This is a genomic window from Nocardia amamiensis (assembly GCF_015477605.1).
Classification (GTDB): domain Bacteria; phylum Actinomycetota; class Actinomycetes; order Mycobacteriales; family Mycobacteriaceae; genus Nocardia; species Nocardia amamiensis_A.
This window is the reverse complement of the sequence record NZ_JADLQX010000007.1, coordinates 74,764-100,954: the sequence shown is the minus strand read 5'-3', so window position 1 is coordinate 100,954 and position 26,191 is coordinate 74,764. Positions and strand designations below refer to the sequence as shown.

Annotated in this window: 16 protein-coding genes; 9 read left to right on the top strand and 7 right to left on the bottom strand. The window is 68.6% G+C overall.

Features of this window, described 5'->3' with window-relative positions; translation table 11 throughout:
• Nucleotides 1-2 precede the first annotated feature (2 nt).
• Nucleotides 3-809: a methyltransferase domain-containing protein gene (locus IU459_RS11625; protein ID WP_195129702.1), complete on the bottom strand. Its 807-nt coding sequence runs from the start codon at nucleotides 807-809 to the stop codon at nucleotides 3-5.
• A gap of 213 nt (nucleotides 810-1,022) precedes the next feature.
• Between IU459_RS11625 and IU459_RS11620 the strand changes: the two genes are divergently transcribed.
• From IU459_RS11620 to IU459_RS11610, 3 genes are all read left to right on the top strand, one after another.
• A complete protein-coding gene (locus tag IU459_RS11620) occupies nucleotides 1,023-1,598 on the top strand; it encodes an HhH-GPD-type base excision DNA repair protein (RefSeq protein WP_195129501.1) in 576 nt (191 codons plus the stop codon).
• A 125-nt stretch (nucleotides 1,599-1,723) separates the two neighbouring features.
• Nucleotides 1,724-2,434 carry a hypothetical protein gene (locus IU459_RS11615; protein WP_195129500.1) on the top strand — a complete coding sequence of 237 codons (711 nt, stop codon included), beginning with the start codon at nucleotides 1,724-1,726 and terminating at the stop codon, nucleotides 2,432-2,434.
• Nucleotides 2,435-2,776: 342 nt separating this feature from the next.
• Entirely contained in the window at nucleotides 2,777-4,051 is a 1,275-nt protein-coding gene (locus IU459_RS11610; protein ID WP_195129499.1) for an ROK family transcriptional regulator, read from the top strand.
• A 63-nt stretch (nucleotides 4,052-4,114) separates the two neighbouring features.
• Here IU459_RS11610 and IU459_RS11605 read toward each other — a convergent pair whose 3' ends face one another.
• Nucleotides 4,115-5,746: a DUF2207 family protein gene (locus IU459_RS11605; RefSeq protein ID WP_195129498.1), complete on the bottom strand. Its 1,632-nt coding sequence runs from the start codon at nucleotides 5,744-5,746 to the stop codon at nucleotides 4,115-4,117.
• A 156-nt stretch (nucleotides 5,747-5,902) separates the two neighbouring features.
• Here IU459_RS11605 and IU459_RS11600 point away from each other — a divergent pair, with 156 nt between their 5' ends.
• Entirely contained in the window at nucleotides 5,903-7,024 is a 1,122-nt protein-coding gene (locus IU459_RS11600) for a neutral zinc metallopeptidase (protein WP_324198838.1), read from the top strand.
• Nucleotides 7,025-7,088: 64 nt separating this feature from the next.
• Here the strand turns inward: IU459_RS11600 and IU459_RS11595 are convergent, their stop codons facing one another.
• The 3 genes from IU459_RS11595 to IU459_RS11585 form a co-directional block, all read right to left on the bottom strand.
• A complete protein-coding gene (locus IU459_RS11595; protein WP_195129497.1) occupies nucleotides 7,089-7,778 on the bottom strand; it encodes a TetR/AcrR family transcriptional regulator in 690 nt (229 codons plus the stop codon).
• Entirely contained in the window at nucleotides 7,775-10,021 is a 2,247-nt protein-coding gene (locus IU459_RS11590) for an MMPL family transporter (RefSeq protein ID WP_195129496.1), read from the bottom strand. The genes IU459_RS11595 and IU459_RS11590 overlap by 4 nt, the downstream gene beginning before the upstream one ends.
• 82 nt (nucleotides 10,022-10,103) lie before the next feature.
• Complete coding sequence (locus IU459_RS11585) at nucleotides 10,104-10,925, bottom strand: hypothetical protein (protein WP_195129495.1); 822 nt, start codon at nucleotides 10,923-10,925, stop codon at nucleotides 10,104-10,106.
• A 440-nt stretch (nucleotides 10,926-11,365) separates the two neighbouring features.
• Between IU459_RS11585 and IU459_RS11580 the strand changes: the two genes are divergently transcribed.
• From IU459_RS11580 to IU459_RS11560, 5 genes are all read left to right on the top strand, one after another.
• On the top strand, nucleotides 11,366-14,158 hold the full coding sequence (locus IU459_RS11580) for a DNA polymerase III subunit gamma and tau (protein ID WP_195129494.1): 2,793 nt from the start codon (nucleotides 11,366-11,368) through the stop codon (nucleotides 14,156-14,158).
• A gap of 292 nt (nucleotides 14,159-14,450) precedes the next feature.
• On the top strand, nucleotides 14,451-15,665 hold the full coding sequence (locus IU459_RS11575) for an acetyl-CoA C-acetyltransferase (protein WP_195129493.1): 1,215 nt from the start codon (nucleotides 14,451-14,453) through the stop codon (nucleotides 15,663-15,665).
• A 116-nt stretch (nucleotides 15,666-15,781) separates the two neighbouring features.
• Complete coding sequence (locus tag IU459_RS11570) at nucleotides 15,782-17,932, top strand: 3-hydroxyacyl-CoA dehydrogenase NAD-binding domain-containing protein (protein WP_324198837.1); 2,151 nt, start codon at nucleotides 15,782-15,784, stop codon at nucleotides 17,930-17,932.
• Nucleotides 17,933-18,014: 82 nt separating this feature from the next.
• A complete protein-coding gene (locus IU459_RS11565; RefSeq protein WP_195129492.1) occupies nucleotides 18,015-19,109 on the top strand; it encodes an esterase-like activity of phytase family protein in 1,095 nt (364 codons plus the stop codon).
• Nucleotides 19,110-19,714: 605 nt separating this feature from the next.
• Nucleotides 19,715-23,302 carry a serine/threonine-protein kinase gene (locus tag IU459_RS11560; RefSeq protein WP_195129491.1) on the top strand — a complete coding sequence of 1,196 codons (3,588 nt, stop codon included), beginning with the start codon at nucleotides 19,715-19,717 and terminating at the stop codon, nucleotides 23,300-23,302.
• 4 nt (nucleotides 23,303-23,306) lie between these two features.
• Here IU459_RS11560 and IU459_RS11555 read toward each other — a convergent pair whose 3' ends face one another.
• Entirely contained in the window at nucleotides 23,307-24,623 is a 1,317-nt protein-coding gene (locus tag IU459_RS11555; RefSeq protein WP_195129490.1) for a class I SAM-dependent methyltransferase, read from the bottom strand.
• Complete coding sequence (locus IU459_RS11550) at nucleotides 24,620-26,062, bottom strand: FAD-binding oxidoreductase (RefSeq protein WP_195129699.1); 1,443 nt, start codon at nucleotides 26,060-26,062, stop codon at nucleotides 24,620-24,622. The genes IU459_RS11555 and IU459_RS11550 overlap by 4 nt, the downstream gene beginning before the upstream one ends.
• Nucleotides 26,063-26,191: the final 129 nt, after the last annotated feature.

Genomic DNA, 26,191 nt, shown 5'->3' with positions numbered 1-26,191 from the left:
GCTCAGCGTGGTTTGTGCGCGAGGACGGCGAACATGGTGACCGAGAGGTGGATATCGCCGCTGGCCGCGCCCGCCTCCAGGTCGGTGAGCAGTCGATCGCGCTCCGCCTCCGTGATCGCGCCGCGCGCGACCGCCATCGCCGAGATCCTGGTGACCAGCGAACCGGCGCCGACGCTGCGATCCTGCACCAGGGCTTGCGAGCCGATGTCGTCGACCACCAGACCGGCCTTGGTGAGCAGGCCGGGGATGCGGCGGCCGGACAGCGGGTTGGTGGTCGCCGATATGAGCGTGTCGATCACCTCGCGCACGACCCGCCGGTCGCCGGGGTGCATGATCGCCGTGCCCCAGTCGCTGTCCACCACCACGACGCGTCCGCCGGGACGCAGCACGCGCGCGATCTCGTTGGCCGCGCGAGCCGGTGCGGTGAGGTGCTGCAAGACGCGCTCGCACAGCACGGCGTCGAAGCTGTCCGAGCCGAACGGCACGCCGTAGGCGTCGCCGGAGTGGAACTTGGCGGTCGAGCCCGCCTCGGTGGCCCGGCGTTCCGCGGAAGCGAGCAGGTGCGGGTCGGGCTCGACGCCGACAGCGCTGCCGTCCGGGCCGACGGCTTCGGCGAAGGCGATGACCTCCGTGCCGGTGCCGGAGCCGATGTCCACGGCATGTTCGCCGGGTCGCAGCGCGAGCGCTTCATGCGCCCAGGTGCGCAAGCGGCGGATACCCGGTAGCGCGGCCTGCAGGTCGCGCACGTCGACAAGCTGGTCCTGACCTGCTCGGTCGAACCGATCTGGGCGCAATCCGTAGGTGTTCATGGGCCCGTGTCCGTCCCTGGCCGTTGCCGTCGTGTCTGTCGGGGTCGCCGTCATCTGAGGCATGGCCTGGAGCCTACGCGGCGTGTCGTCTACCCGCGCGTAGGGCATGTGACTCGCGTCACTCGACATGGTCGATGAACTGGGCGTTCCCCGGTCGTCGGCACTGGTGGGATGATCGAACCGGTCCGGAGTACACCGAGCAGGAGGTAGGCGATGTCTCGCACGCTGTGTCTGGCGCAGGACGCCGAGGCGGACAAGCTTCTGACCGAGGACCACTTCGCCACGCTGCTCGGGATGCTCCTCGACCAGCAGTACCCGATGGAGCACGCGTTCCGCGGCCCGAAGAAGATCGCCGACCGGATGGGCGGGTTCGACGTCCACCGCATCGCCGAGGCCGACCCGCAGGAGTTCGAGGACCTCGCCGCGACGCCGCCCGCCATCCACCGCTACGGCCGTTCCATGGCCCGCCGCGCCCAGGAGCTGGCCCGCTACGTCATCGAACACTACGACGGCAAGGCCGAGAACATCTGGACCGCGGGCGACCCGGACGGCAAGGAGGTGCTGCGCCGCCTGAAGGATCTGCCCGGCTACGGCGAGCAGAAAGCCAAGATCTTCCTGGCGCTGCTCGGCAAGCAGCGCGAAGTGCGGCCCGAGGGGTGGCGCGCGGCGGCGGGCGCGTACGGCGAGGAGGGTTCGCGCCGATCGGTTGCCGACGTGACCGACGCCGAATCCCTCGCGCAGGTGCGGGAATTCAAGAAGCAGGCGAAAGCGGCCGCCAAAAAGACCTAGCGAAGCGGCCGTAACTCGCAGGTTGCCTATTTGAAATCTTCCTGCGTTTTTCCCTCGTTCTTGCGGAGTTTGTGCCCGATGCTTTCGGCTGGAACGGCTCCACCTGAGATGAGGGATTGCAGGACATGAGGATGAGGAAGCTCGCCGTGCTCGCGGCGCTGGTGACCGTCGCGACCGGAGTGGCCGCGGGGACGGCCGGTGCCGCACCGGCGGAGGAAACTAGCGAGAGCGCGATCAATTTCACCGCGCACGCGACCGATACCCAGTCGATCATCGAAACCGACGCGGGTTCGCTGGTCGTCGAGGACGAACTGTTCAAGGTGAAGGCCTCCAACGGTACCGTGGTGGCGGCCACACCGCTGCGGTTTCAGCTCGACGATTTCGAATTCCCGATCGCCGCACAGATTTCCGGCCGCAGCGCCACGCTGACCCCGATCTTCGACCGGGAGCACGCGGTCTACAAGCCGGTCGCCCTTCCGTACGAGGACAAGGCGCCGTGGAAGACCGAATACGACCGTGAGGTCGCCGCGTGGACCCGCCTGACCAGCACGATCAGCGCGGGCGCTACCATCGGCACGCTCGTCGGCGGACTGGCGGGCGGAGCCGTCGGGTGCGTGCTCGGCGGCATCGCAGGCGCGACCGTCGCCTCCGCGGCGATCATCGGCCTGTTCGGCGCGTTCATCCCGGCCGCCGCAATCGGCTGCCTCGGCGGCATCATCGCCGTCGGTGCGCTCGGTACCCTCGCAGGCCAGATCCTGATCACCGCCCCGGTGGCGATCGGCGCCGCGATCCAATACTTCACGACGATCAATCAGCCGTTCGTCGCGCCGAAGTAATCCGTCGCGTGAAAAGACCCCGTTCCGAGGGCTTCTCGGTGGATCGGGGTCTTTTTCGCGTGCTCGCGACCTGGGGAAACAATGTGCCGGCGCGCACAACGGCGAGTCGGGGGTTGGTGCGTCGCGGATGTCGGTGTTAATTTTGATGACATGTCTGCCAGCCGATGGAACCTCCCGCGGGTCACTTATGTGACCGCCGCGCTGGGCCTGCGGCTGCCTTTGACGCGCGAACTGTGTCGCCTTTCTTGCTGCAGCTGAGCCGCTTTTCCTGCTCATTTGCTGCCTCGTCGCCCATGTAGGCAAGTCCTGTTGGATAACAGGACTTCAGCAAGGATCTGCACAATGTCCCTTCCTACCCTTGACCGATCCGTTTCCAGGGTTGCCAGCGGTCGTGTCCGAGTTCAGCGGCCCGTGGTCGCTCCTGAGCTCCGTATCGGCGACAACCCGGCGGCCGCGGTGCTGCGCGCCGCGACCGGCGGCCCCGTTTCCCGCGACAATGCCGCGCGCACAACGGGCTTGAGCATCGCGACGGTCAACCGCCAGGTTTCCGCGTTGCTCGCCGCCGGGCTGCTGCGCGAGCGTCCCGACCTGACGGCCTCGGGCGCGGTGGGGCGCCCCCGCGTCCCGTTCGAGATCGACCACGACGCCTACCTGACCATCGGCATTCACATCGGCGCCGCGGTCACCAAGATCGTGGCCGCCGATCTGCGCGGCCGCATTCTCGGCGGGCTGGCCATCGCCACCCCGCAGACCGGGCAGGAGTTCGCCACCACCACAGTCGCCCGCAGCGCGAAAGCGTTCTTGCAGCGCTGGCATCGGCGCAAGGCGTTGTGGGCCGGCGTGGCGATCGGCGGCCGGGTCGACCCGCTCACCGGTGTCGTCGATCATCCGAAGCTGGAATGGCATGGCGCACAGCTCGGTTCGGTGCTCGGCGAGGTACTGGAGCTGCCGGTGTCGGTGGCGCCGCATGTCGAGGCGATGGCCGCATCCGAGCTGCTGTTGCCCACCGGCGAACCGAAGGACCAGGCCCGCATCGAGCGCGGCAGCAGCCTGTACTTCTATGTGCGCGAAACCGCCGGTGTCGCGGTGACTTTGGACGGTCGCGTGCACACTCCGAGTAACGGCCCCGGCTCGATCGCGCACTTGCCCACCGGCTCGAACGTCGAATGCGCCTGCGGACGTCGCGGCTGCTTGGAGGTGACCGTGGGCGATCGCTCGCTGCACTCCAGGGCGGTTGGTCGCGGCATCATCCCGGCCCACAACGGAACCGCGGGCTCGACCATCGCAGACCTGTACCGGGCGGCGGAAGCGGGGTCGGACCCCGCGCGCGAACTGCTGGCCGAACGAGCCACCATCCTCGGGCACACCGTGGCCATGGTCCGCGACATGCTCAACCCGGATCGGGTCGTCCTGGGCGGCCAGGCCTTCACCGCCTACCGGCCCGCGGTCGCCCATGTGGCTCGCGCGTTCAACCAGGGCTCCACTCTGCCGCCGACCGATATCCGGATCAGCGGATTCGGCGGGAAAGTACAGGAATTCGCCGCGGTGGTGACTTCGCTGAGCGTCCTCTACGCCGATCCGCTCGCCGCCATCCGGCGTACCGTATTGAGCGACTGAGCGATAGAGAAAGGGCGACCAGCCGCGTGGCTGGTCGCCCTTTTCGGGTGTGCTCGCCAAGCGCTAGCGGTGCGGATCGCCCGCGCTCGCGAACAGCCCTTCCAGCGCGGTGATGAAGAACGGGAAGTGGCTTGCGAAGCGTTGGAGGTTGCGCTCGCGCTCGAAGCCGGCGAACCAGTACAGGCCGGGTTGCGCGTCGGCCGACGGATCGAGGTCGCGGAAGACGCGGATCCAGTTGTCGACGCGCCCGCCGATCACGGTGAACGGCAGGGCGCGGGAGAACACCGTCTCCTGGTCGATCGGCGGGATCTGTTCGCGCCGCGTCGCTTCCAACCCGCGTTGCAGCGCGCGGATCTGCCGGGTGAGCTCCAATCCGCGAGCCGTGCGGACCGGCAGATACTTCGGCAGCAGCAAGGTCGCGACGCCGCCGAGGGCGATGGCGACGCCGACCAGGGCGTGCCCGGCGGTCAGGGCGAGCGCGACGGTTGCGGCGATACCCGCGACGACCAGCGCACCGCCGACCCACACCGCGGGGCCCGGGCGGCGGCGATCCAGGAAGTTGCCGCGAGCGACGGCGTCGGCGACCAGCGCGGTGCGTACCGGTCCAGCGGCGACACGGCCCGGCGCGCGCAGCTCGGCGAGCGTCACCGCGTCGCTGCCCGCGGGCAGCAGCGCTTGGTAGACCGCCTTCTCGTAGTCGCGCAGCTGGTCGTCGGGGGCGTTCACGCGGGTGATCCGCCAGTCCCGGTCGCTGAGCGGAGCGAGCCGGATGTACCGGCGCACCGCGAGATCCACCACGGTGGCGGCGATGTCGATGGGGTCGACATGCCCGTCCAGCAGCAGGCCCGCCTCGCCGGGCAGCACGCCGTCGGGCGAGGTGAACTGCACGCGATCGCTCTCGCGCAGCAACGGCTCGATCGTCTCCGAACCGCTGCCCGCGGCGGCGTCCTGACGACGGGCGCGCAGCACGAACGCGGCCAGGCCTGCCAGAGCGAGCAGCAGGACGCCGAACGCCACGAGCACCGGGGCAGTGATGGAGAAGGGCCCCGCGGCGCCGCTGTCGCGGACGTCGGCGTTACTCGGCACGGTGCCGGGCGGCAGCTGCAGGGTCAGATCGATCGCGTCGCCCTTGTGCAGGTCGGTCTGCTCCAAGAAGAGCACTCCGTCGGCTTCGACCTTGACGTCGGCGCACGGCCGGGTGTTGCCGGGCGGGCCGAGTTTGCAGTCGACGATGCCCATTTCGAAGCTGGGGCTGATCAGCGTCGCGCTGATCGCGGCGATATCGGCGTTGAGCACGCCGAGCCAGCGGAACACCTGGGTGCCCGGCGCGTCGCTGACCGTGTTCCGCACCGAGTACTTGAAGGTGGATTCGCCGGGCTTCGCCTCGATGGTGAACTGGTCGTTCGCCACCGTCGCGGTGCCGGCGCCTTCGGTATCCACGTCGGTGACCTGGAAAACGCGCTCGGCGTCGTCACTCACCTTCAGCCGCAGCGGAAGTGACATCCGGAACGAGCCGTCCGGCGGCACCGCCACCTGCTCGACCACCTCGAGGACGCCCTCGCGGTTGAGCTTCAGATCGGCGGTGATGGTCACACCGCTCGGTGCGGGCTCCGTGTGGGCCACCGGGGCCGACGCCAGCAATCCCGCGGAGGCGAGTAGTAGCGCGCCTACGGCGGCCCCCCGAAAAGTCAGCATGGCTGCCTACTCTAGACAGCTTGCTATTCTGCGTCAGCGGCTGTCGGCTAACACTGAGACGAGGGGTTCGGGGGCGTGACACAACCACCGTACGGACACGGGCCGGTCCCGCATGGCGGGCGCCCGGTTCCGCCGCAGCCCGGCTACGGTGCGCCCGTGGGCTCGCAGCCGGGTTACGGCCCGCCTCCTGCTTACGGCGCTCCGCCGGGATATGCCCCGCCGCCGGGTCACGGCGCTCCGCCGGGATACGCGCCGCCGCCGGGATACGCCCCGCCGCCGGGATACGCCCCGCCGCCCGGATATGGCCAACCGCCCACCTTCGGTGCGCCGGGTCATCGCCCGCAAGTTCCGCCGCCGATGCCCTATGGTCCGCCTGGACGTCCGCCCTATCCGCCGCCGCGCAAACGCGGTGGTGGCGGCTGGGTGGTGCTGCTGGTCGTGATCGTGTTCCTGGTCGCGGGCGGACTGGTGCGCAACGCGATCACCGTCGGACGCGGCGACAGCGACGCGTCGGGCCCCCAGCCCAGCTTCACCTTCGACTCCCAGCCGGATGGCTCGACCGGACCCTCGGAGACCGGCGACAACCCGCTGCTGACCGACCCCAACGCGACACTGCTCCCGGCGCGGTGCACTTACTCCCCGTGGAGCACCGAGGTGGACGCGGCGCGCAAGTTCTTCGAAAGCGCCGCGTCGTGCCTGGAGGCGGCGTGGAAGCCGGTGCTGCGCAAGGCGAATCTGCCGTTCCAGCCGCCCACGCTGAACGTCAGCGCCACCACGTCCGGCATCACCACGCCGTGCACCGGCTCGACCAGCAATTTCGCCGCGTTCTACTGCCCGGCGAACAAGACCATCTACATGCCGATCAGCCAGCTGCAGACCGACTACTTCAAGGACAACTGGGTGGTCTACCTGTCGGTCTTCGCACACGAGTACGGACATCACGTGCAGGCGATGTCGGGAATCCTGCGCCGGGCCAACAGCGAACGCGCCGACGTGGGGCCCCGCAGCGCCAAGGGGCTGGAATTGTCGCGCCGAGTCGAGTTGCAGGCCAACTGCTTCGACGGCATGTACCTCTCGTCCTCGTCGGAGGGCGGCTCGCTGACCGATTCGCAGCTCACCCTCGCGCGCAAGGACGCCTACGGCCGTGGCGACCAGGCGGGGGACATGCGCGACCACGGTTCGTCCGAGAACGGCGGGCAGTGGTTCGAGACGGGGCTGGACAAGAATCGCGCGGCACAGTGCAATACGTTCACCGCGTCGGCGAACTCGGTGAGCTGATCCCGTCGCAGTACAACGGCCTGCGGCCCGAACACCTGCGCGGGCTGGAGCACCGGAGGTTCGGTCAGTCCGGGATCGGATCCTGGCGAAGGCGCTGTACCCAGGCGGTGACCGCGTCCGGTGTGGGTGGATCCGCGCCGACCAGGTCGAACACGCTGTAGCCGATGCACGCGGCACTCATCACGCGCGACGCGACCGCTTCCGCGTCGCCCCAGGGCAGGAAAGGTTTGGCGATCAGTAGCGAGGCGATGCCGTGGGCAACCGACCAGAGCTCCAGCACGACGGGCAGCGGGTCGCGGCTCGCCATCGTTCCGTCGTCCATGCACTTGCGTACGGTGGCCGCGAAATGCTGGAACGCTCCGCTGGTGAGGACTTGGTCCACCGCGCCCGAGGTTTCGGCGGGTGCGGTCGCCAGCCGGTACTGCTCGGGATGGGCCAGAGCGAAACGGACGTAGGCCATACCTTGGTCGCGCAGCTGGGTCACCGGTGAGGTCGTTGGATCGGTGGCCGCCCGCATCGCCTCGGCCAGGTCCTCGAAGACCTGGGCCACGACGGCCTCGATGAGCTCGTCCTTGTCCGCGAAGTGCCGATAGATGGACGGCGCGCTCACCCCGACCAGCTTGCTCACCGCCCGGATCGAGACGGCGTCGGCATGGCCGGTCCTGGCGAGCAGTTCGGCGGTGGCGCGCAGGATCTCCTCGCGCAGCTGGGCTCCGGAACCGCGCGGCGATCGCGGACGTCGGCCACCGATCATGCCCGTCCCGCGGTTTCCAGCGTGCGGGACGCGGCGATCTCCTCACCCTCGGTCAGCCCGATCTTGGCGTGCAGGCGCGCCAAGGGTTCGGGCGCCCACCAGTTCGCCCTGCCGAGCAGCCGCATGAGTGCGGGCGCGAGCAGGCCGCGGATGATCGTGGCGTCGGCGAGCACGGTCAGCGTCAGGCCGAGGCCGAGCAATTGCATGAACGACACCTTGGAGGTCACCAGGGCGCCGAGCACGATCGCCATCAGAACGGCGGCCGCGGTGAAGATCCGGCCCGTGCGTGCCACGCCGATGGCGACGGCGCGCGTGTTGTCGTGCGTGGCCAGCCATTCCTCGCGCACCCGCGACAGCAGGAACACCTCGTAGTCCATCGAGAGGCCGAAGGCCAGGCAGAACATCAGGATCGGCATGGTCGGCACAAGATAGCCGACCGGAGTGAAGCCGAGCAGCCAGGACAGATGGCCCTCCTGGAACACCCACACCATCGCGCCGAACGCCGCTGCCAGCGAAAGAGTGTTCAAAACAAGGGCTTTGATCGGCAGCACCACGCTGCCGGTGAACAGGAACAGCACGATGAACGTGGTCAGGGCGATCAGCGCGAGGGCGAGCGGCAGCCGGGCGGCCAGTGCGTGCAGCGAGTCGGCGTTGGCCGCGGCCGCGCCGCCGTAGAGCGCGGGGCCCGGCGCGGGGATCGCCCGGATCTCTTGCAGCTGCCGGTCACCGGCCGGCGAGAAGGGATCGAGCTTGGTCGCGACGCTCAGATATGTCCCGGTGTCGTTGGCCATGCCGGGTGGAGGCGGGGCCAAGCGGGCCCCGGACACGTAGGTCCCGGCGCTGGACAGCACGCCCGGAACGCCGTCGACCCGAGACAGCTCGGCGGCATACGTGCCGATCGCGGCGGTGTCGCCGCGGTATCCGTCCAGCACGATCGTGGTATTGGCGACCGGGTCGGCCTGCGGGAACTGGGTCCGCAGTGCGTCGCCGACCTGGCGACTGGAGGCGCTGGTCGGCAGCACCCGGTCGTCGGGGTAACCGAACATGACCGAGAGGAACGGAGCGCCGAGCGCAAGCAGCACGGCGATGATGACGATCGCGACCGGCGCCGCGTGCCGCATCACCCAGCTGACCATGCGATACCAGCCGGTGTCCTCCGGGGCCCGCGGGCCGGGCGCGGGAGCGCCGCGGCGGAACAAGCGCCGCAGCGGAACCCGCAGATCGAGGGAATTCACCCGGGGGCCGAGCAACACCAGCGCGGCGGGCAGGACCACGATCGAGGCGGCCGCCGCCGCGACGACGACCGCGACGCCCGCGTAGGCGAAGGACTTCAGGAAGTACAGGTCGAACACGCTCAGCACGGCCATCGAGAGCGCCACGGTCAGCGCCGAGAACAGCACGGTGCGTCCGGCGGTCTGTACGGACCGGATGGTGGCCGCGGTCGTGTCGAGGCCGTTGCCGAGTTCCTCGCGGAAGCGGCTGACGATGAACAGGCTGGCGTCGATGGCCAGCGCCAGGCCCATTGCCGTCGTCATGTTGAGCGCATAGATCGAGACGTCGGTGAACAGCGTGAACAGCCGCAGGATCGCCAGTGTGGCGAGGATGGCGAACACGCCGATGGCCAGCGGCAGAGCCGCGGCGACCAGGCTGCCGAACACCAGGATCAGCACGATCATCGACAGCGGCACCGCGACGCCCTCGGCGAGGGCGAGATCTCGGGTGGTCTGCTCGGTCACGTCGTGATAGATCGCCGCGATACCGCCGAGGCGGACCGTGACGCCACCCGAGTCCGCGGCGAACTGCTTCTCCAATTCGCCCGCGGTCTGCTGAATCTGGGTTTCGTCGCCGTCCAGGAAGGCGACGACCAGTGCTTTCTTGCCGTCGGTGCTCCGCAGCGCGTTCGCCAACGGCGGCGGTGCGGTCCAGTAGGACTGGACGCCCTGCACACCCGAGCGCGCCTTCAGCGCGTCCACCAGTCCGATGCCTGTCGCTTTGGCGGCCGGATCGTCGGCGCCTGCCTCCGAGCTGACCAGCAGCACGAAGTTGGGTGCGGCGCCGCCGAAATTGTCGGCGATGAGCTGGGTGACCCGGGCGGATTCGGCGTCGTCGGAGGTGAACCCGCCGGACTTCAAATGGGTGGCCGCGGTCGCACCGAAGACGCCGAACAGCACGGCAAGGGCGAACGCCGTCGCGAGCACGACGCGCGGGGAGCGGGTAATGAGTCTGGCTATCCGGGTCAGCATCGCGGCTTCTCCTCGGTAGGTTAACGGCGTTAGGGTAACGCCGCTAACCAATCGTTGTCGAGGCCGCCGGACGAGCCTGAGGTCAGCCGCGGGATTTGCGGATCGCCCGCAGGCCTCTGCGTCCTGGCACGGGGAGATCGTCACGCATGGCGACCCACTCCGCGGTGGTCAGCCAGAGCTGCTGGGCACGGGCATCGGCGGTGTTGTGGAAAATCCGGCGGCCGCGGTCGTCCCGCAACTCCTGTGCGACCACCGACCACCGCGGCGCGCGGCCGTGCTCGGCCAGATAGTCGGCGAGGTAGGTCGCGATGGCGGTGCCGATGGTGTTCACCGGCCGCAGCGATACTCGATTGCCGTACTGGGCGGCGTAGAAACGCCGTGCGGCACAGAGCGATCGGGGGTTGGCGTTGGAGGCGATCCAGCCGGCGCGCTGTGCCCGTTCGATCAGCCACAGATGCTTGACCGCCGAGGGTGCGATATCGCCGACGCGAGTGCGGATCAGTGTCATGATCTGCTCGCTGCACAGCACGTCGCGGCGGGTGGGTCCGTATCCGTACGTGGTCCAGTGCGCGTCGGCGAGTTTGGCGAGCGCCCTTCCGAAGTCGTCGATGCTGCGTTGCGCGCGACGGCCGAGGCGTTCGATGCGTTCGGCCTCGCGGCGCATCTCGTTCTGCGCCGTCAGGGTGCGGATCGCGGCCATGGTGGGGACCTGGCCGCGTTCGAGGAGTTCCAGGATGGCGGCGGAAGTGGCCGGATCGGCCGCCGCGGTCACCGGCAGCGAATCACGCTTGATCGCGAAATCCTGCGGGCTGATCGCGCGACTCAACAGAGCTACGGCGGAGCGGTCGCCGGCGAAATCGGTGCTGGACAGCCAGGCTGCCGCGATGTCGTCACACGACGGCACGGTGGAAGTTCCTCCGGTGGAAGTGTGGGAATTGGCGCTGGTCACCCGTGGGCCGAGCTTTTGGTTGTGCCCCGGTCGGGATGAGGGACCGGCCGGGGTCACCAACCTGATGAAGGTTTGGCTACCGAAGTTGCCGACAGCCACGTTAGCCAGCGGATTGCATTGTGTCACTCATGGTGACGGATTCGTTATCTCCGAAAAGTCGGCGTCAATCGGGGTGCACGTCCATATTTTCGTGGTCAGGAGGGGTGATCTGGCGACCGACTTCCGTATTGCCCCGTGGCGCATTTGTGATTGCTAGATTATTGCCATCTGATAAGGCGCAGTTGATCGCCGAAGAAGGCGCGTGGCATGTTGTGACATAGATCACACACGCGGCCTGGAATCCGTCGTACCGGGCGGGCATGTCGTTTGTCGGTGTGCGCCGGTAACCTCTGGCCGTGGCTCTGTACCGGAAGTACCGACCGGCAACGTTCGCTGAGGTGGTGGGTCAGGAGCACGTCACCGACCCGCTGAGTACCGCGCTCGACACCGGGCGGATCAGTCATGCCTATCTGTTCTCCGGTCCACGCGGCTGCGGCAAGACCTCCTCGGCGCGCATTCTCGCCAGATCGCTGAACTGCGTGCAGGGCCCCACCTCGACGCCGTGCGGTGTGTGTCCGTCGTGTGTGGCGCTGGGTCCGGGCGGTCCGGGCAACCTGGACGTGATCGAACTCGACGCCGCGAGCCACGGCGGCGTCGACGACACCCGTGAGCTGCGTGATCGCGCCTTCTACGCGCCCGCCGAGTCCAGGTACCGGGTGTTCATCGTCGACGAGGCGCACATGGTCACCACCGCGGGCTTCAACGCGCTGTTGAAGATCGTCGAGGAACCGCCGGCCCATCTGATCTTCATCTTCGCGACCACCGAGCCGGACAAGGTGCTGCCGACCATCCGCTCGCGCACGCACCACTATCCGTTCCGGCTGCTGCCGCCGGCCACCATGCGCGGCCTGCTCGGCCGGATCTGCGAGCAGGAGCAGGTGCCGGTCGAAGAAGCTGTGTACCCCTTGGTGATTCGCGCGGGTGGCGGCTCCCCGCGCGACAGCCTGAGCGTCCTCGACCAACTGCTCGCGGGCGCGGGCTCCGAGGGTGTCACCTACGCCAGGGCGGTCGCACTGCTCGGCGTCACCGACGTGGCGCTGATCGATGACGCCGTCGAGGCACTGGCCGCCGACGACGGAGCCGCGTTGTTCGGCACGGTGGACCGGGTGATGGAGGCGGGCCACGATCCGCGCCGTTTCGCCGTCGACCTGCTCGACCGTTTCCGCGATCTGATCCTGCTGCGCGCGGTGCCCGACGCCACCGAGCGCGGTCTGGTCACCGGCCCCGGCGACGTGCTCGACCGGATGCGCGATCAAGCCGAGCGCCTCGGCCCGGCCACGCTGACGCGTTACGCCGAACTGCTGCACGAAGGGCTCGGCGAGATGCGTGGCGCCACGGCGCCGCGACTGCTGCTCGAGGTTGTCTGCGCCCGCATGCTGCTGCCCTCGGTGTCCGATGGGGAGTCCGCCACGCTACAGCGACTGGAACGGCTGGAGCGGGGGTTGGCCGCCGGTTCCTTCGGTGCGGCGACTGACGCATCCTCGGCAGCGCCTGGCGCGCCGTCCCAGCCCGGGCCGGCGGGTGTTTCGCCGTCGGAACCGCCGCGGCGCCGGGGTGCGGAGGCGCTGGCCGCGATTCGCCGCGAGAACCGTGGGGGTGCCGCTACGGGCCCGGCTCGGGCATCCGGCTCGACGGGTGCCACGGAGACGGGTGTGCCATCCGCTGTTGATGCGGCGCAGACCCGCGGTGCCGCGAGTGCCGGCGATGTGGTGCCCGATGGCGGTACGGCCGCCGAAGCCGCAGTCGCCGATCACGCGGCGACCGTCGGTGACAACGCGGCACGGGACCGTTCGGCCTCCAGCGAGTCCGGTTCCGTCACCGCCGTACCCAGCGGTGACGTGCGCGCTGCCGAGGCGGCATCCGCTGGTCGGCAAGCGCCCACCGGCGCCGCGGAATCCGGCCGGGGTGGCGCGTCGCCCAGCAGTGCGGAGTCGGCGGGCAGATCGAACTCGGCCGCGCAGGCGGATGCCGCGCATGCTCCGCAGGCCGGGGTGGGCGATCCCGCCGGTACCGTCGCGTCCGCAGGCAGGTTCGAGTCGGGCGGGCCCGCGCACGGTGCGGCGGGACAAAGCCCATCCGGTTCGTCCGTTTCGGAACAGGCTGCTCCGCACAGGGATTCCTCTGATGAGGTAGCTGGCTCCCGGGCTCCCGCGGCTGCCGGGGATTCGGCTTCCGCGCGGACCGCCGAGGCGGCCGGTGCGCGTTCCGACGTTGCCGAAGGCGGCCACGGTGCCGGCCGAGACGATGTGCGGGGGTCTCGTGCCGCCGACGCTCAGCCCGCAGGCGTGCCACCGCAAGCAACCGCGCAACCGGCATCCGCCGCTGCGGGAAGTGACCTGCTGGGCGAGGTGGAAGCCGCCTGGGGCGAGATCCGGTCCAAGGTGCGGGAGTTCGGCGCGGCCGTGCAAGCGATGCTCGCGGGTGCGTCGGTCGCTCGGGTCGAGGGCGACGTCATCGTGTTCGCGCATCAGCACGCGCCACTGGCGCAGCGGTTGTCCGATCCGCGGAATCTGGAGGCGGTCCGGTCGGCGGTCCGCGCGGTGCTCGGGCGCGATCACGATGTGCGCTGGGAAGTGGGCGGCGCCCCGCCGCGCCCCGCCGCTCCCCGGTCCGGTGGCTCGGCGAACCGCCCGCGTACACCGGGCAACCAGACGGCGGCACGTGAATCGGGCGACGCGCCAGGACGCGCGCCGGACGCACCCGCGCCGCCGCGGTTCTCGCGACCGAGCCAGTCCAGGAACGCGGGCGCGGACCGGTCGGCCGATGCGGGCCGTTCGCGCTCGGCCGGCGCGAACCCGCGCCCGCAATTCGCCGACGACGACATCCCGCCGCCCGACTACCCCGACCTACCCGACGACCCCGGCCCGGCGGACTACCCGTCGCATGACTCGGAGCCGCCCGGGAACAGCGCCGTGACCAGCAGGGGCCGGGACCATGACGGGGTTGTCCCCGCCTCCACGCCGGAGGAGGAGCAGGAGATGATGGCCGCCGCGGCCGATCCGGTCGCGCCCGGCGACCGGCGCGACCCCGACGAAGTCGCCCTGGAATTGCTGAAGAGTGAGCTGGGTGCCACACGGTTGGATGGTTGACAACCACTGTTCCGACGACGTTAAGTTAACCGGAGTTCGCATACCACGGTAGTATGAACGGGTAGCCGTGAGCTTCGGAACGACGACGTTCTATGGTATGCCCAGGCGTACGGGCGACCGGGACGTGCGTCCGCTGTTGCGTACCTGGTTTTGTACAGCGTTAGGAACGGTCGGCCACAGGGCCGGTCGGCGAGGTCAGCCGCAGCCATGCCGCAGACGCGGTGTCGCCGCACACCAGCGCTCGGACGGACGAAGGTCCGGCCGCCGCACCGTAAGGAAGGAACACTCCGATATGACCACAGAGGCCTACATTTACGAGGCCATCCGCACTCCGCGCGGCCGCGGCAAGAAGAACGGCTCGCTGCACTCGGTCAAGCCGATCGACTTGACTGTTGGTCTGATCCAGGAGCTGCGCGGCCGCTTCCCGAACCTCGACGAGGACCGGATCTCCGACCTGATCCTCGGCGTGGTCATGCCGGTCGGCGACCAGGGCGCCGACATCGCCCGCACCGCGGTCACCGCGGCCGGTCTGCCCGACACCGTCGGCGGCTTCCAGCTCAACCGCTTCTGCGCCTCCGGCCTCGAGGCGGTCAACTTGGCCGCCCAGAAGGTCCGCTCCGGCTTCGACGACCTGGTTCTGGCCGGTGGCGTCGAGTCCATGTCGCGCGTGCCGATGGGCTCCGACGGCGGCGCCTGGGCGATGGACCCGGCCACCAACTACGACACCTACTTCGTCCCGCAGGGCGTGTCCGCCGACCTGATCGCCACCATCGAGGGCTTCACCCGCGACGATGTGGACGCCTACGCGGTGCGCTCGCAGGACCTGGCCGCCAAGGCCACCACCGGCGGCTACTTCGCCAAGTCGATCGTCCCGGTCAAGGACCAGAACGGCATCGTCGTGCTGGACAAGGACGAGCACATGCGTCCCGGCACCACCGTCGAGGACCTGGCCAAGCTGCAGCCGTCCTTCGCCGTGATCGGTGAGATGGGCGGCTTCGACGCGGTGGCGCTGCAGAAGTTCCACTTCGTCGAGAAGATCAACCACGTGCACCACGGCGGCAACAGCTCCGGCATCGTCGACGGCGCCGCGGTCGTGCTGATCGGCTCCGAGGAGGCGGGCAAGGCCTCCGGCCTGACCCCGCGTGCGCGCGTCGTCGCGACCGCCACCAGCGGCGCCGACTCCACCATCATGCTCACCGGTCCGACCCCGGCCGCCAAGAAGGTGCTGGCCAAGGCGGGCCTGACCCTCGACGACATCGACCTGGTCGAGATCAACGAGGCGTTCGCCTCCGTGGTGCTGAAGTTCCAGAAGGACCTGAACATCCCGGACGAGAAGCTGAACGTCAACGGTGGCGCGATCGCCATGGGCCACCCGCTGGGTGCGACCGGCGCGATGATCACCGGCACCATGGTCGACGAGCTGGAGCGCCGCAACGGCCGGTACGCGCTGATCACCCTGTGCATCGGCGGCGGCATGGGCGTGGCCACCATCATCGAGCGGGTCTGATTCCCAACCGACAGCTGAGAATTCACGCGGCGTGAGCGTCAGGCCCGGAGGAGGCAGCTTGCGTAACCACGCAGGGCCCCGCGAGCGCCGCAATTAGACACAGGAGACACAGAGCTGTGAGCGAAACCAACATGATCGGTTGGGAGCAGGATTCGGACGGCATCGTCGTGCTGACGATGGACGACCCGAACCAGGGCGCCAACACGATGAACGAGCTGTACAAGAAGTCGATGACCGCGACGGTCGAGCGGCTCGAGGCGGAGAAGGACAACATCACCGGTGTTGTCATCACCTCCGCGAAGAAGACCTTCTTCGCCGGCGGCGACCTGAAGAACATGATGAAGGTCGGCCCGAACGACGCCCAGGCCCTGATGGACGAGCTCGGCGAGATCAAGGGCGCGCTGCGGCGCCTGGAGCAGCTGGGCAAGCCGGTCGTCGCGGCCATCAACGGCGCTGCGCTCGGCGGCGGCCTGGAGATCGCGCTGGCCACCCACCACCGCATCGCGGCGGACGTGCCGGGTTCGCAGATCGGTCTGCCGGAGGCCACCCTCGGCCTGCTGCCCGCGGGCGGCGGCGTCATCCGCACCGTGCGCATGCTCGGCCTGCAGAACGCCCTGATGCAGGTGCTGCTGCAGGGCCAGCGCAACAAGCCGGCCAAGGCCAAGGAGATCGGCCTGATCGACGAGCTCGTCGGTTCGGTCGAGGAGCTGCTCCCGGCGGCCAAGGCGTGGATCAAGGCCAACCCTGAGGGCGGCGTGCAGCCCTGGGACAAGAAGGGCTTCAAGATCCCCGGCGGCACCCCGTCCTCGCCCGCCTTCGCGGCGAACCTGCCCGCGTTCCCGGCCAACCTGCGCAAGCAGATCAAGGGCGCGAACATGCCCGCGCCGCGCGCCATCATGGCGGCCGCGGTGGAGGGCTCGCAGGTCGACATCGACAACGCGTCGCTGATCGAGTCCCGCTACTTCGTGCACCTGCTCACCGGCCCGGTCGCGAAGAACATGATCCAGGCGTTCTTCTTCGACCTGCAGACGATCAACAACGGCGGTTCGCGTCCGAAGGACGTGCCGAAGCAGGAGATCAAGAAGATCGGCGTGCTCGGCGCGGGCATGATGGGCGCGGGCATCGCCTACGTCTCCGCCAAGGCCGGCTACCAGGTCGTGCTGAAGGACGTCTCGATCGAGGCGGCCGAGCGCGGCAAGAACTACTCCGAGAAGATCGAGGCCAAGGCCCTCTCCCGCGGCAGGACCACGGAGGAGAAGTCGAAGGCGCTGCTGGACCGGATCAAGCCGACCGCGGACGCGGCCGACTTCGCCGGCGTCGACTTCGTCATCGAGGCCGTCTTCGAGAACACCGAGCTGAAGCACAAGGTGTTCCAGGAGATCGAGGACATCGTCACCCCCGACGCGCTGCTCGGCTCGAACACCTCCACCCTGCCGATCACCGGTCTCGCGACCGGCGTGAAGCGCCAGGAGGACTTCATCGGCATCCACTTCTTCTCGCCGGTCGACAAGATGCCGCTGGTGGAGATCATCAAGGGTGAGAAGACCTCGGACGAGGCGCTGGCCCGGGTGTTCGACTACACCCTCGCGATCAAGAAGACCCCGATCGTGGTCAACGACAGCCGCGGCTTCTTCACCTCGCGCGTGATCGGCACCTTCGTCAACGAGGCGATCGCCATGCTCAGCGAGGGCATCGAGCCCGCGACGATCGAGCAGGCCGGTCTGCAGGCGGGCTACCCGGCCGCGCCGCTGCAGCTGTCGGACGAGCTGAACATGAAGCTCATGCAGAAGATCGCCAAGGAGACCCAGGAGGCCGCCGCGGCCGGCGACACCACCATGGGCGCCAAGCGGCACCCGGCGCAGGACGTCATCGACTACATGGTGGCCGAGGGCCGTCCGGGCCGCCTGGAGAAGGCGGGCTTCTACGAGTACGACGAGAGCGGCAAGCGCACCGGTCTGTGGCCGGGCCTGCGCGAGCACTTCAAGACCACGGCGGACTTCACCGTCCCGCTGCAGGATCTGATCGACCGCATGCTGTTCGCGGAGGCGATCGAGACCCAGAAGTGTTTCGACGAGGGCGTGCTGACCTCGACCGCCGACGCCAACATCGGCTCGATCTTCGGCATCGGCTTCCCGGCCTGGACCGGTGGTGTGCACCAGTTCATCGTCGGTTACCCGGGCGGCCAGGAGGCCTTCGTGGCCCGCGCCGACTACCTCGCCAAGACTTACGGCGAGCGCTTCGAGGTTCCGGCCTCGCTGCGTAAGTAGTCTCCGCGCCGAAACGAACGACGAAGCCCGCCATCGCTTTCCGCGATGGCGGGCTTTCGTTCGCGCGGATAAGTTACAAGCCGTGTCCAAACGTAGTCACCGCGTCCTGATCGCCAGTTGTGCTCTCGCGCTCGTGCCCGCGCCGATCGCCGCCGCCGATCCGGCGGCGAGTCCATCGGTGCGGCTGCTAGGGGAACAGGTGATCGCGAACGATCTGGATTTCGAGGGCACCACGGTGGGCGGGCTGTCCGGGATCGACTATCTCGAACGCACCGGCGAGTACGTGCTGATCAGCGACGACCGGTCGAACAAGAATCCCGCGCGGTACTACACCGCGCGCATCGAGGTCGGTGAGCGCGGGGTCGGTCCGGTGGCGTTCACCGGAACGCGTCCGCTGTCGACCGCGACCGGCGCCGCCTACGCGCCGAATTCGGTGGATCCGGAGGAGATCCGGGTAGATCCGTGGACCGGCGACTACTACTGGACGCAGGAGGGCGAACGGCTCGACACCGTCCTCGCGGACCCGTCGGTGCGCATCGCCCACCCCGACGGCTCGTATGCGGGCGAGTTGCCGATACCGGACAACGAACGGATGCGCCCTGGCTCCGGCCCCAGGCAGAACCAAGGGCTGGAGGGCGCGACCTTCGCCGCGGGCGGCACGCTGTTCCTGACCTCGACGGAGGGGCCGCTGCTGCAGGACGGTCCGATGGCGACCGCGACCAGCGGCGCGACCGCCCGGATCACCGTCCAGGCACGCTCCGGACAGCTGCTCGCCCAGTTCGCCTATCCGATGGAGCCGGTGCACGCCGAGTCGCGGCCGGAACCGGGGCGCGGCGGAACCGGGATCGCCTCGATCCTGGCCGATCCGCTGGATCCGGCCAAACTTCTTGTGTTGGAACGTTCATTCGTGCCGGGCGTGGGCAACAAGATCCGTGTCTTCGAGGCCGATCTCGGCGTGGCGACCAATATCCTCGACGCTGCGGTCGGCGCCGCGCGTCCGGTGGCCAAGCGGCTGGTCGTCGACCTCGACGACGTCGGGCTTTCCGCCGTCGACAATGTCGAGGGCATGACCTGGGGTCCCCGCCTGCCTTCGGGGGCTCGAACCCTTGTGCTGGTCAGCGACAACAATTTCGACGGTGATCAGGTCACCCAGGTCATCGGGTTGGCCGTCGGCTAGTCGGCGAGCGCGCCGGTCGGCCGGGCCCGGCGCGCCGAGCATGTACCCGACTTTCCAGTGGATCGGTCGTGTCGTTCGGCCCGCGGTCCAGGTCGCTGCGCGCGCCGGGGTTCGTCCCGGCATTACCGTCCCGGTGAGTTCGAGTCGCAGCCGCTCGGCGGGGTTGTCCTCGGGTATTGACACCGGCTCCCCGACGCATAGTTTTTTCTTCAACGAAACCGCGGTCGTACACGCGGCGTGTTCGCCGGATTCTCGATGGCTCCCGATTGGCCGACTCCTGCGTGGGTACCCGTTTGCAGGTCCGGACATGGGCGGGCCGCTGGCAAGACGACATGCACGAGGTGAGCGCGCCCGGGATGTCGGCTGGCAAACCATTGGCGTCTACAGAAGATAAAGCGCCAGAACGTGAGCCTGTCGCCGAGCGCTGACGGGCGCGAAACGCCCGGGCCGGCGACACGCTCCATCCGGTACCGAAACACCTCCCGCGTGGTCTCCCGCCGCGCTACGTTGGAGTAAGCGCAGACATATCGGACACCGCGGTGTCCGGCTTCGGCGCGAAGTTGGCCGCCGGTGACGCCGATTCGATGTGGGATCGAGGTGATCACATGAATCCACAGACGCGTTCGGGCCGGGTGGGCTCGGAATCGTCTGCGGCCGAATCGGATACCCAGCGTCAGGCGCCCATCGACATCGGCGACGAGCTGGAGGCGATGGGCCTGTCCGGCGCGGTGGAGATCGGTCGCGGCGGGTTCGGGGTGGTCTATCGGTGCATCCAGACCGCACTGGACCGGGTGGTCGCGGTGAAGGTGCTCTCCTCGGAGATCGATGCGGAGAGCCGGGAGCGCTTCCTGCGGGAAGAACAAGCCATGGGCAGGCTGTCCGGCCATCCGAACATCGTCGACATCCTCCAGGTGGACGTCACCGCCACCGGTATGCCGCTGATCGTCATGCCGTACTGCACACGCGGGTCGCTGGAGCGGCTCATTCGGGATCAGGGCCCGCTGACCTGGTCGGACTCGCTGCGCGCCGGGGTGAAGCTGGCGGGTGCGATCGAGAGCGCGCACCGGGCCCACATCCTGCACCGGGACGTGAAACCGGCCAACGTCCTGCTCAGCGGCTACGGCGAACCGCAGCTGACCGATTTCGGCATCGCCCGCATTCCCGGCGGTTTCCGTACCTCGAGCAGCATGATCACCGGCTCACCCGCGTTCACCGCGCCCGAGGTGCTCAAGGGCGACGAGCCGACCGTCCGCTCCGATATCTACGGCCTCGGCTCGACGTTGTTCGCGCTGCTCACCGGGCACGCGGCCTTCGAACGGCAGGCGGGCGAGCGGGTGGTCGCCCAGTTCCTGCGGATCACCACGCAGCCCGTGCCCGACCTGCGCGAACAGGACATTCCGCCGGACGTGGCCGCGGTCATCGAACATGCCATGTCCCCAGATCCGCGCGATCGCCCGGTCACCGCGTACGAATTCGGCGAAATGCTGCGCATGGTGCAGCGCGACCACGATCAGTTGCCCGACGAGATGGCGCTGCTGGACACCACGCCCGAACCTCAGCCGACCGCCTCCACCGACGTCGGCGATCCCACCGCGGTGTGGACCGGTACCCAACCCGCGGTCACCCCGCGGCGCAGCTGGCCGCTGACGCTGCGGCCCGCGGTCTCGCAGCACCCCGGTACACCGGGGGCGATCACGATGCCGCCAACGGCGGTAACCAAATTCCGTCCGCCGACGCCCACGCGCGCCCCGGTGCCACGGCCGCGTCTGCTGGATATCCTGCGTGCGGGTGGACGGCGCAGGCTGGCGGTGATCCACGGGCCCGCGGGCTTCGGCAAGAGCACGCTGGCCGCGCAGTGGCGCGCCGAACTCGCCGAGAGCGACGCCGCGGTGGCCTGGATCGGCATCGACCGCGACGACGACAACGAGATCTGGTTTCTGGCCCACCTGATCGAGGCGATCCGCCGCGTGCGTCCGGACGTCGGCAATGGCCTGGAGCAGGTACTGGAGGAGCGGCCCGCCGACGCGGCCGCGTTCGTGATCCCCACGCTCATCGATGAGATCCATGCCGCGGGCCAGACGATCGTGGTGATCGTCGAGGACTGGCATCGGATCACCGACGCCGGCGCGCATCGCGCGATGGAGGCGCTGCTGGACAACGGTTGTCACCATCTGCGATTCGTGGTGACCAGCCGGGAGCAGTCCGGACTGCCGACCGCCCGCATGCGCGTGCAGGACGAACTGGTCGAGATCGGCTCGGCCGCGCTGCGCCTGACCGAGACGGAGACCAGGCAGATCCTGGTGGAGCGCAACGGGTTCGCACTCACGCCCGAACAGGTCACCGAGATCCACACGGCCACCGACGGCTGGCCCGCCGCCATCCAGCTGGTCGGCCTGTCGCTGCGCGGCAACACCGACCCCGCACAGCTGATCGCGACGCTGTCCGAGGGCGACCACGGCATCCGGGAATACCTCGCCGAAAACGTGCTGGACACACTGGAACCGAGGATGCTCGAGTTCCTGATGTCGATCGCGGTGACCGAGCGGGTGAGCGGCTCGCTCGCCGCGGCGCTGTCCGATGAGGCGGACGCCGACCAGCTGCTCGAGCAGGCCGAACAGCGCGAACTGTTCCTGCGGCGGATCGAGCACGATCCGGACTGGTTCCGGCTGCAGCCGCTGTTCGCCGAGCATTTGCGGACCCGGCTCGAACGTGTCCACCCCGGTAAATCTAAGGCATTGCACCGCAAGGCTTCTCGGTGGTACGCCGAGCACCAGCTGCTGCGTAAGTCGGTGGATCACGCGCTGGCCGCGACCGATCTGAAGATGGCGCTGGACCTGCTGGAGAGCGGCGGCATGGACCTGATCGACGGTTCCCGTCTGGCCACGCTGCTCGGCAGCGTGTCGAAGCTGCCGATGCAGCAGGTGGCTTCCCGGTCGAAGCTGCTCATGGCGGTGGCGAGGGCGAATGTCAACCTGCAGCAGTCCGGCGCGGCGCGCAACGCGCTGGGCAGGCTGTCGAACATCCTGGCTCGCGGCTCATCCAGCGACGACGACGTGCGCGTGCAGCGCTGCCAGGCCGTGGTACTCGCTGCGGCGGACCAGATCGCGCGCGACCAGACCGAAGGCGTGCTGGACCGGGTCGCCGACTGTCTGCGACATCCGGATGAACTGCCGCCGTGGACGGTCTCGACCGCGGCGAACCTCACCACCTTCGTGCGGCTGTGCGAGTTCGATTTCGAGGGCGCCAGGAAGGTCCAGGAATGGGCCGAGGAATACCATGAGCGTTCCAAGGATCCGCTCGGCATGGTCTTCGGCCGGTGCGGCCAGGGCGCCGCCGCCTACGAGCAACTCGACCTCGCGACCGCCACCAGGTGCTTCCAGCAGGCATGGGAGGCCGCGCGGGAGCGCTCGGGTCCGCGTTCGCACGCGGTGCGCGTCGCCGCCGCGTTGCTCGGCGAGTTGAGTTACCGCCGAGGCGATCTGGGCAGCGCCGACCCGTTGCTGGACGAGAGTCACGAGCTGGTCACCCGGATCGGCCCGGTGGACTTCCTGATCTCGACGTTCGTCGTCGGCGCACGGGTCAAGGCGGTCCGGGGCGACCTGTACACCGCGGCCACCCGGCTGGACGAGGGCGCCCGCATCGCGGTCGACAATCGTCTCCCCAGGTTGAGCGCGCACATCCGGGCCGAACGGCTGCGGCTCGGTCTGCCGCCGGATGCCGCGGACCGCCGCTACACCGATATCGCCGAGTACACGCCGCTGCAGGCGGGCCACCGGCTGACCGGTGCGGCCCTGCTCGCCGCCGAGGCCGAGGAACTGGCCGTGATCCGCGCGCTGCTTGCCGAACACCGCCTCGGCTCCGACGATCGGGCGGTGCGCCGCGCCCGCGCGTTGTACGGTCACACGCTCGACAAGCACCGTCCCCGTGCGCAACTGGACGCCGCGCTGCTGCTCGCGGAATGCCTGGCCACCTCAGGTTGGGTCGGCGAGGCCACCAACCTGCTGCTGCCCGCCGTCGCCACTTGCGCCGAGCTCGGCTGGACCAGGCCGCTGCTGGACGCGGGTCCCGGTGTGGTCGGCATCCTGCGCGTGCTGCGCGCCGATCTGCCCGCGTCGGGACAAGTCGCGGACACCGAACTGCCCGCCCTGTTCCTGGACGAACTCCTGGAGGAGGCGGGCAGTCAGGCTTTTTAACCGATTACGGCTGCCACCACGGACGCAGCGGTACAGTCCAGTCGCCGTCGGCGGGCAGTTTGACGCCGAGTACCTGATGCAGCTGAACCACGTTGCGCTGGAAGCCGAGCCGACAGCCCGCCATGTACAAGCCCCACACCTTCGCGGTGCCCTCGCCGACTTCCGCGACGCAAGCGTCCCAGTTGGCGACCAGGTTCTTGCACCATTCCTGCAGGGTGAGCGCGTAGTGCTCGCGCAGGTTCTCCTCGTGCAGCACTTCGAGTCCGATGTTCTGGATCTCGGAGATGATCCGGCCGGAACCGATCAGTTCGCCGTCGGGGAACACGTAGCGGTCGATGAAATCGCCCGCCTTGGTGGTGCGGGTGTTGTCCGGGCGAGTGATGCAGTGGTTCAGGAACAGGCCGCCGTCGCGCAGCTTGCTCTTGATGAAGTCGAAGTAGAACGGGTAGTTGTGCACGCCGATGTGCTCGGTGAGACCGATCGAGGACACCGCGTCGAATTCACCCTCGGGCACGTCGCGGTAGTCGGAGTGGCGCACCTCGGCCAGTTCGGTCAAGCCGTCCTCGGCGATCTTCTGCTGCGCCCAGTCCGCCTGCTCGGCCGACAGCGTCGCGCCGATGACCTTGACGCCGCGCTTGGCGGCGTAGCGCACCATGCCGCCCCACCCGCAGCCGATGTCGAGCAGCCGATCGCCTTCCTTCAAACGCAATTTCTCGAAGACAAGGCGGTATTTGTTCTCCTGCGCCTGCTCCAGCGACCAGTTCTCGTCGCCGTAGACCGCGCAGGTATAGGTCATAGACGGTCCGAGCACGTACTCGTAGAAGGCATTCGAGACGTCGTAGTGGTGGTGGATGGCTTCGGCGTCCCTGGCCTTGGAGTGCAGCAGGCCCTCGAAGGCGATGCGGCGCCAGCGCGGCAATGTTTCCTGCGGCGGCGGGGCGACCGGCTTGAGCCGCTCCCAGCCGAGCGAGCGCGCGATGGTCACCAGGGCCAGCGCGGACGGACGACGGAACTTCAGCCCGTCCATCGCCCGCAGGAGTTCGTACGGATCGCCGGGGTGTACGCCGCTGGCGGTCAGGTCACCGGCGATGTAGGCGCGGGCCATACCCAGGTCGCCAGGGGCCGTCGCCAGGTAGTTGATGCCGCGCGGTGTCGTGATGTCCAGCGCGAACTCCGAATCCTCCGGTCCGGCCGCGCTGCCGTCGTAGGCCGTCAGGCGGATCGGCACGTCGCCCTCGACGAGGGTCTCGAAGATCTCGGCAATGCTGAGCTTGGTTCCGAGGTCAGCGAAGACATCGGAACGGTCCCGGAATGTAGTCATTTGCGTTGCACCGCCTTCGAATACAAATCCAGCAAGCGCTGGTCTGGGTCGTAGCGTTTCTTGAGTTCGGTGTAGGTGCTGCCGCCGTAAAGCGCGGCGAACTCATCTTTGTCGTAGAAGGAATCCGAGTACAGCGACTTATGTCCGTCGAACTCGGTCACCGTGCGCTCGATGGCGCGGTTGGCCGCACCTTCTTGCTGCCCAGGGGCAGTGGGGACGGCCGACCAGAATCCGACGTTCACGTAGGTTCGGCGCGGCTCCAGGGGATACAGCGGCCACGTGCGGCCGCCCGCCTGGTGCTCGTCTCCGGTTTCGCGCAATCGCAGCGGGCACAGCCAGATCGGCTCGATCGGAATTTCGCGCAGAAACCATTCCACGAAGTCGGCGGTACGCTCCACCGGTACCTCGATGTCCTGCACCACCCGTTCACGCGGCGGATTGCCCTTGCGGGCGTCCAATTTGTCGCCGATGTGGTATTTGTGGTCCAACGCGACCAGCTTCCAGTAGAAGCTGCTGCGCCGGTAGCGTTTCGGCCAGAACCGGCGGATCCTCGGGTTCTGTGTGCCGAATGCGCGGGAGCACCAGAACCAGTCGGTGTCCCAGCGCCACAGATAGTCGTGGATGGTGAGGCGGTCGCGTTTGGGCGTGCCCGCGTCGTGCTGGATGGACCGGTAGTAGATGTCCATGCCGGTGTAATCGCTGGTCGGGCCCGGCTCGTCGGTCTGGCGGCCCAGTGTCAGGTAGCTCTCTTCGGCGGAGAACACGACGCCGTCCAGATAGTCGACCCGCTCGCCGGAGAAAGTCCGGTCCGTCACGATCGTCGCGAGGGTCGCCTCCAGCTCGCGCAGATCGCGAAAGCGCACGTGGCGCAGGGCGACGTAGGGTTGCACCTGCTCCAGCTCGATCTTCAGCCGGACGGTGTACCCCAGCGTGCCGTAGGAATTCGGGAAGCCGCGGAACAGATCGGCGTGCGCACCCCCCGGCGTCGCGGTGATGATCTCACCCGCTCCGGTCAGCACGTCCATCTCCAGCACCGACTCGTGCGGCAAACCGCTGCGGAACGAGGTGGACTCGATGCCGAGCCCGGTGACCGCTCCGCCCAGCGTGATCGTCTTGAGCTGCGGAACGACCAGCGGCGCCAGCCCGTACGGCAGGGTGGCGGCCACCAGCTCCTCGTAGGTGGTCATGCCGGCGACATCGGCGGTCCTTGCGACCGGGTCCACCGCGATGACCTCGGTCAGGCCGGAGACGTCCAGACCGGGCGCGTGGTTCTCGGCCCTGGCGCGGAAAAGGTTCGAGGTCTTCTTGGCCAACCGGATGTTGGCGTGTTCGGGTATCGCGCGGTAACTCGCCAAGAGGCGGTCCACGCCCGCTCGATGCGCGGCAAATCCTGATTCGCGTGTGGCCGGTGCGTGTCCGGCCTTCCCCAACAGACTCACTGCCACCCCTCGACGCTAGTACGCACCGTGACCTACAGCCACCGAGAAATGATTGATCCGGGAGAAAAGTCACGCGAATGTTGCATCGGGAATACCGTGCGTTCGACGTGACAGTTCGCGCCGGGGCAT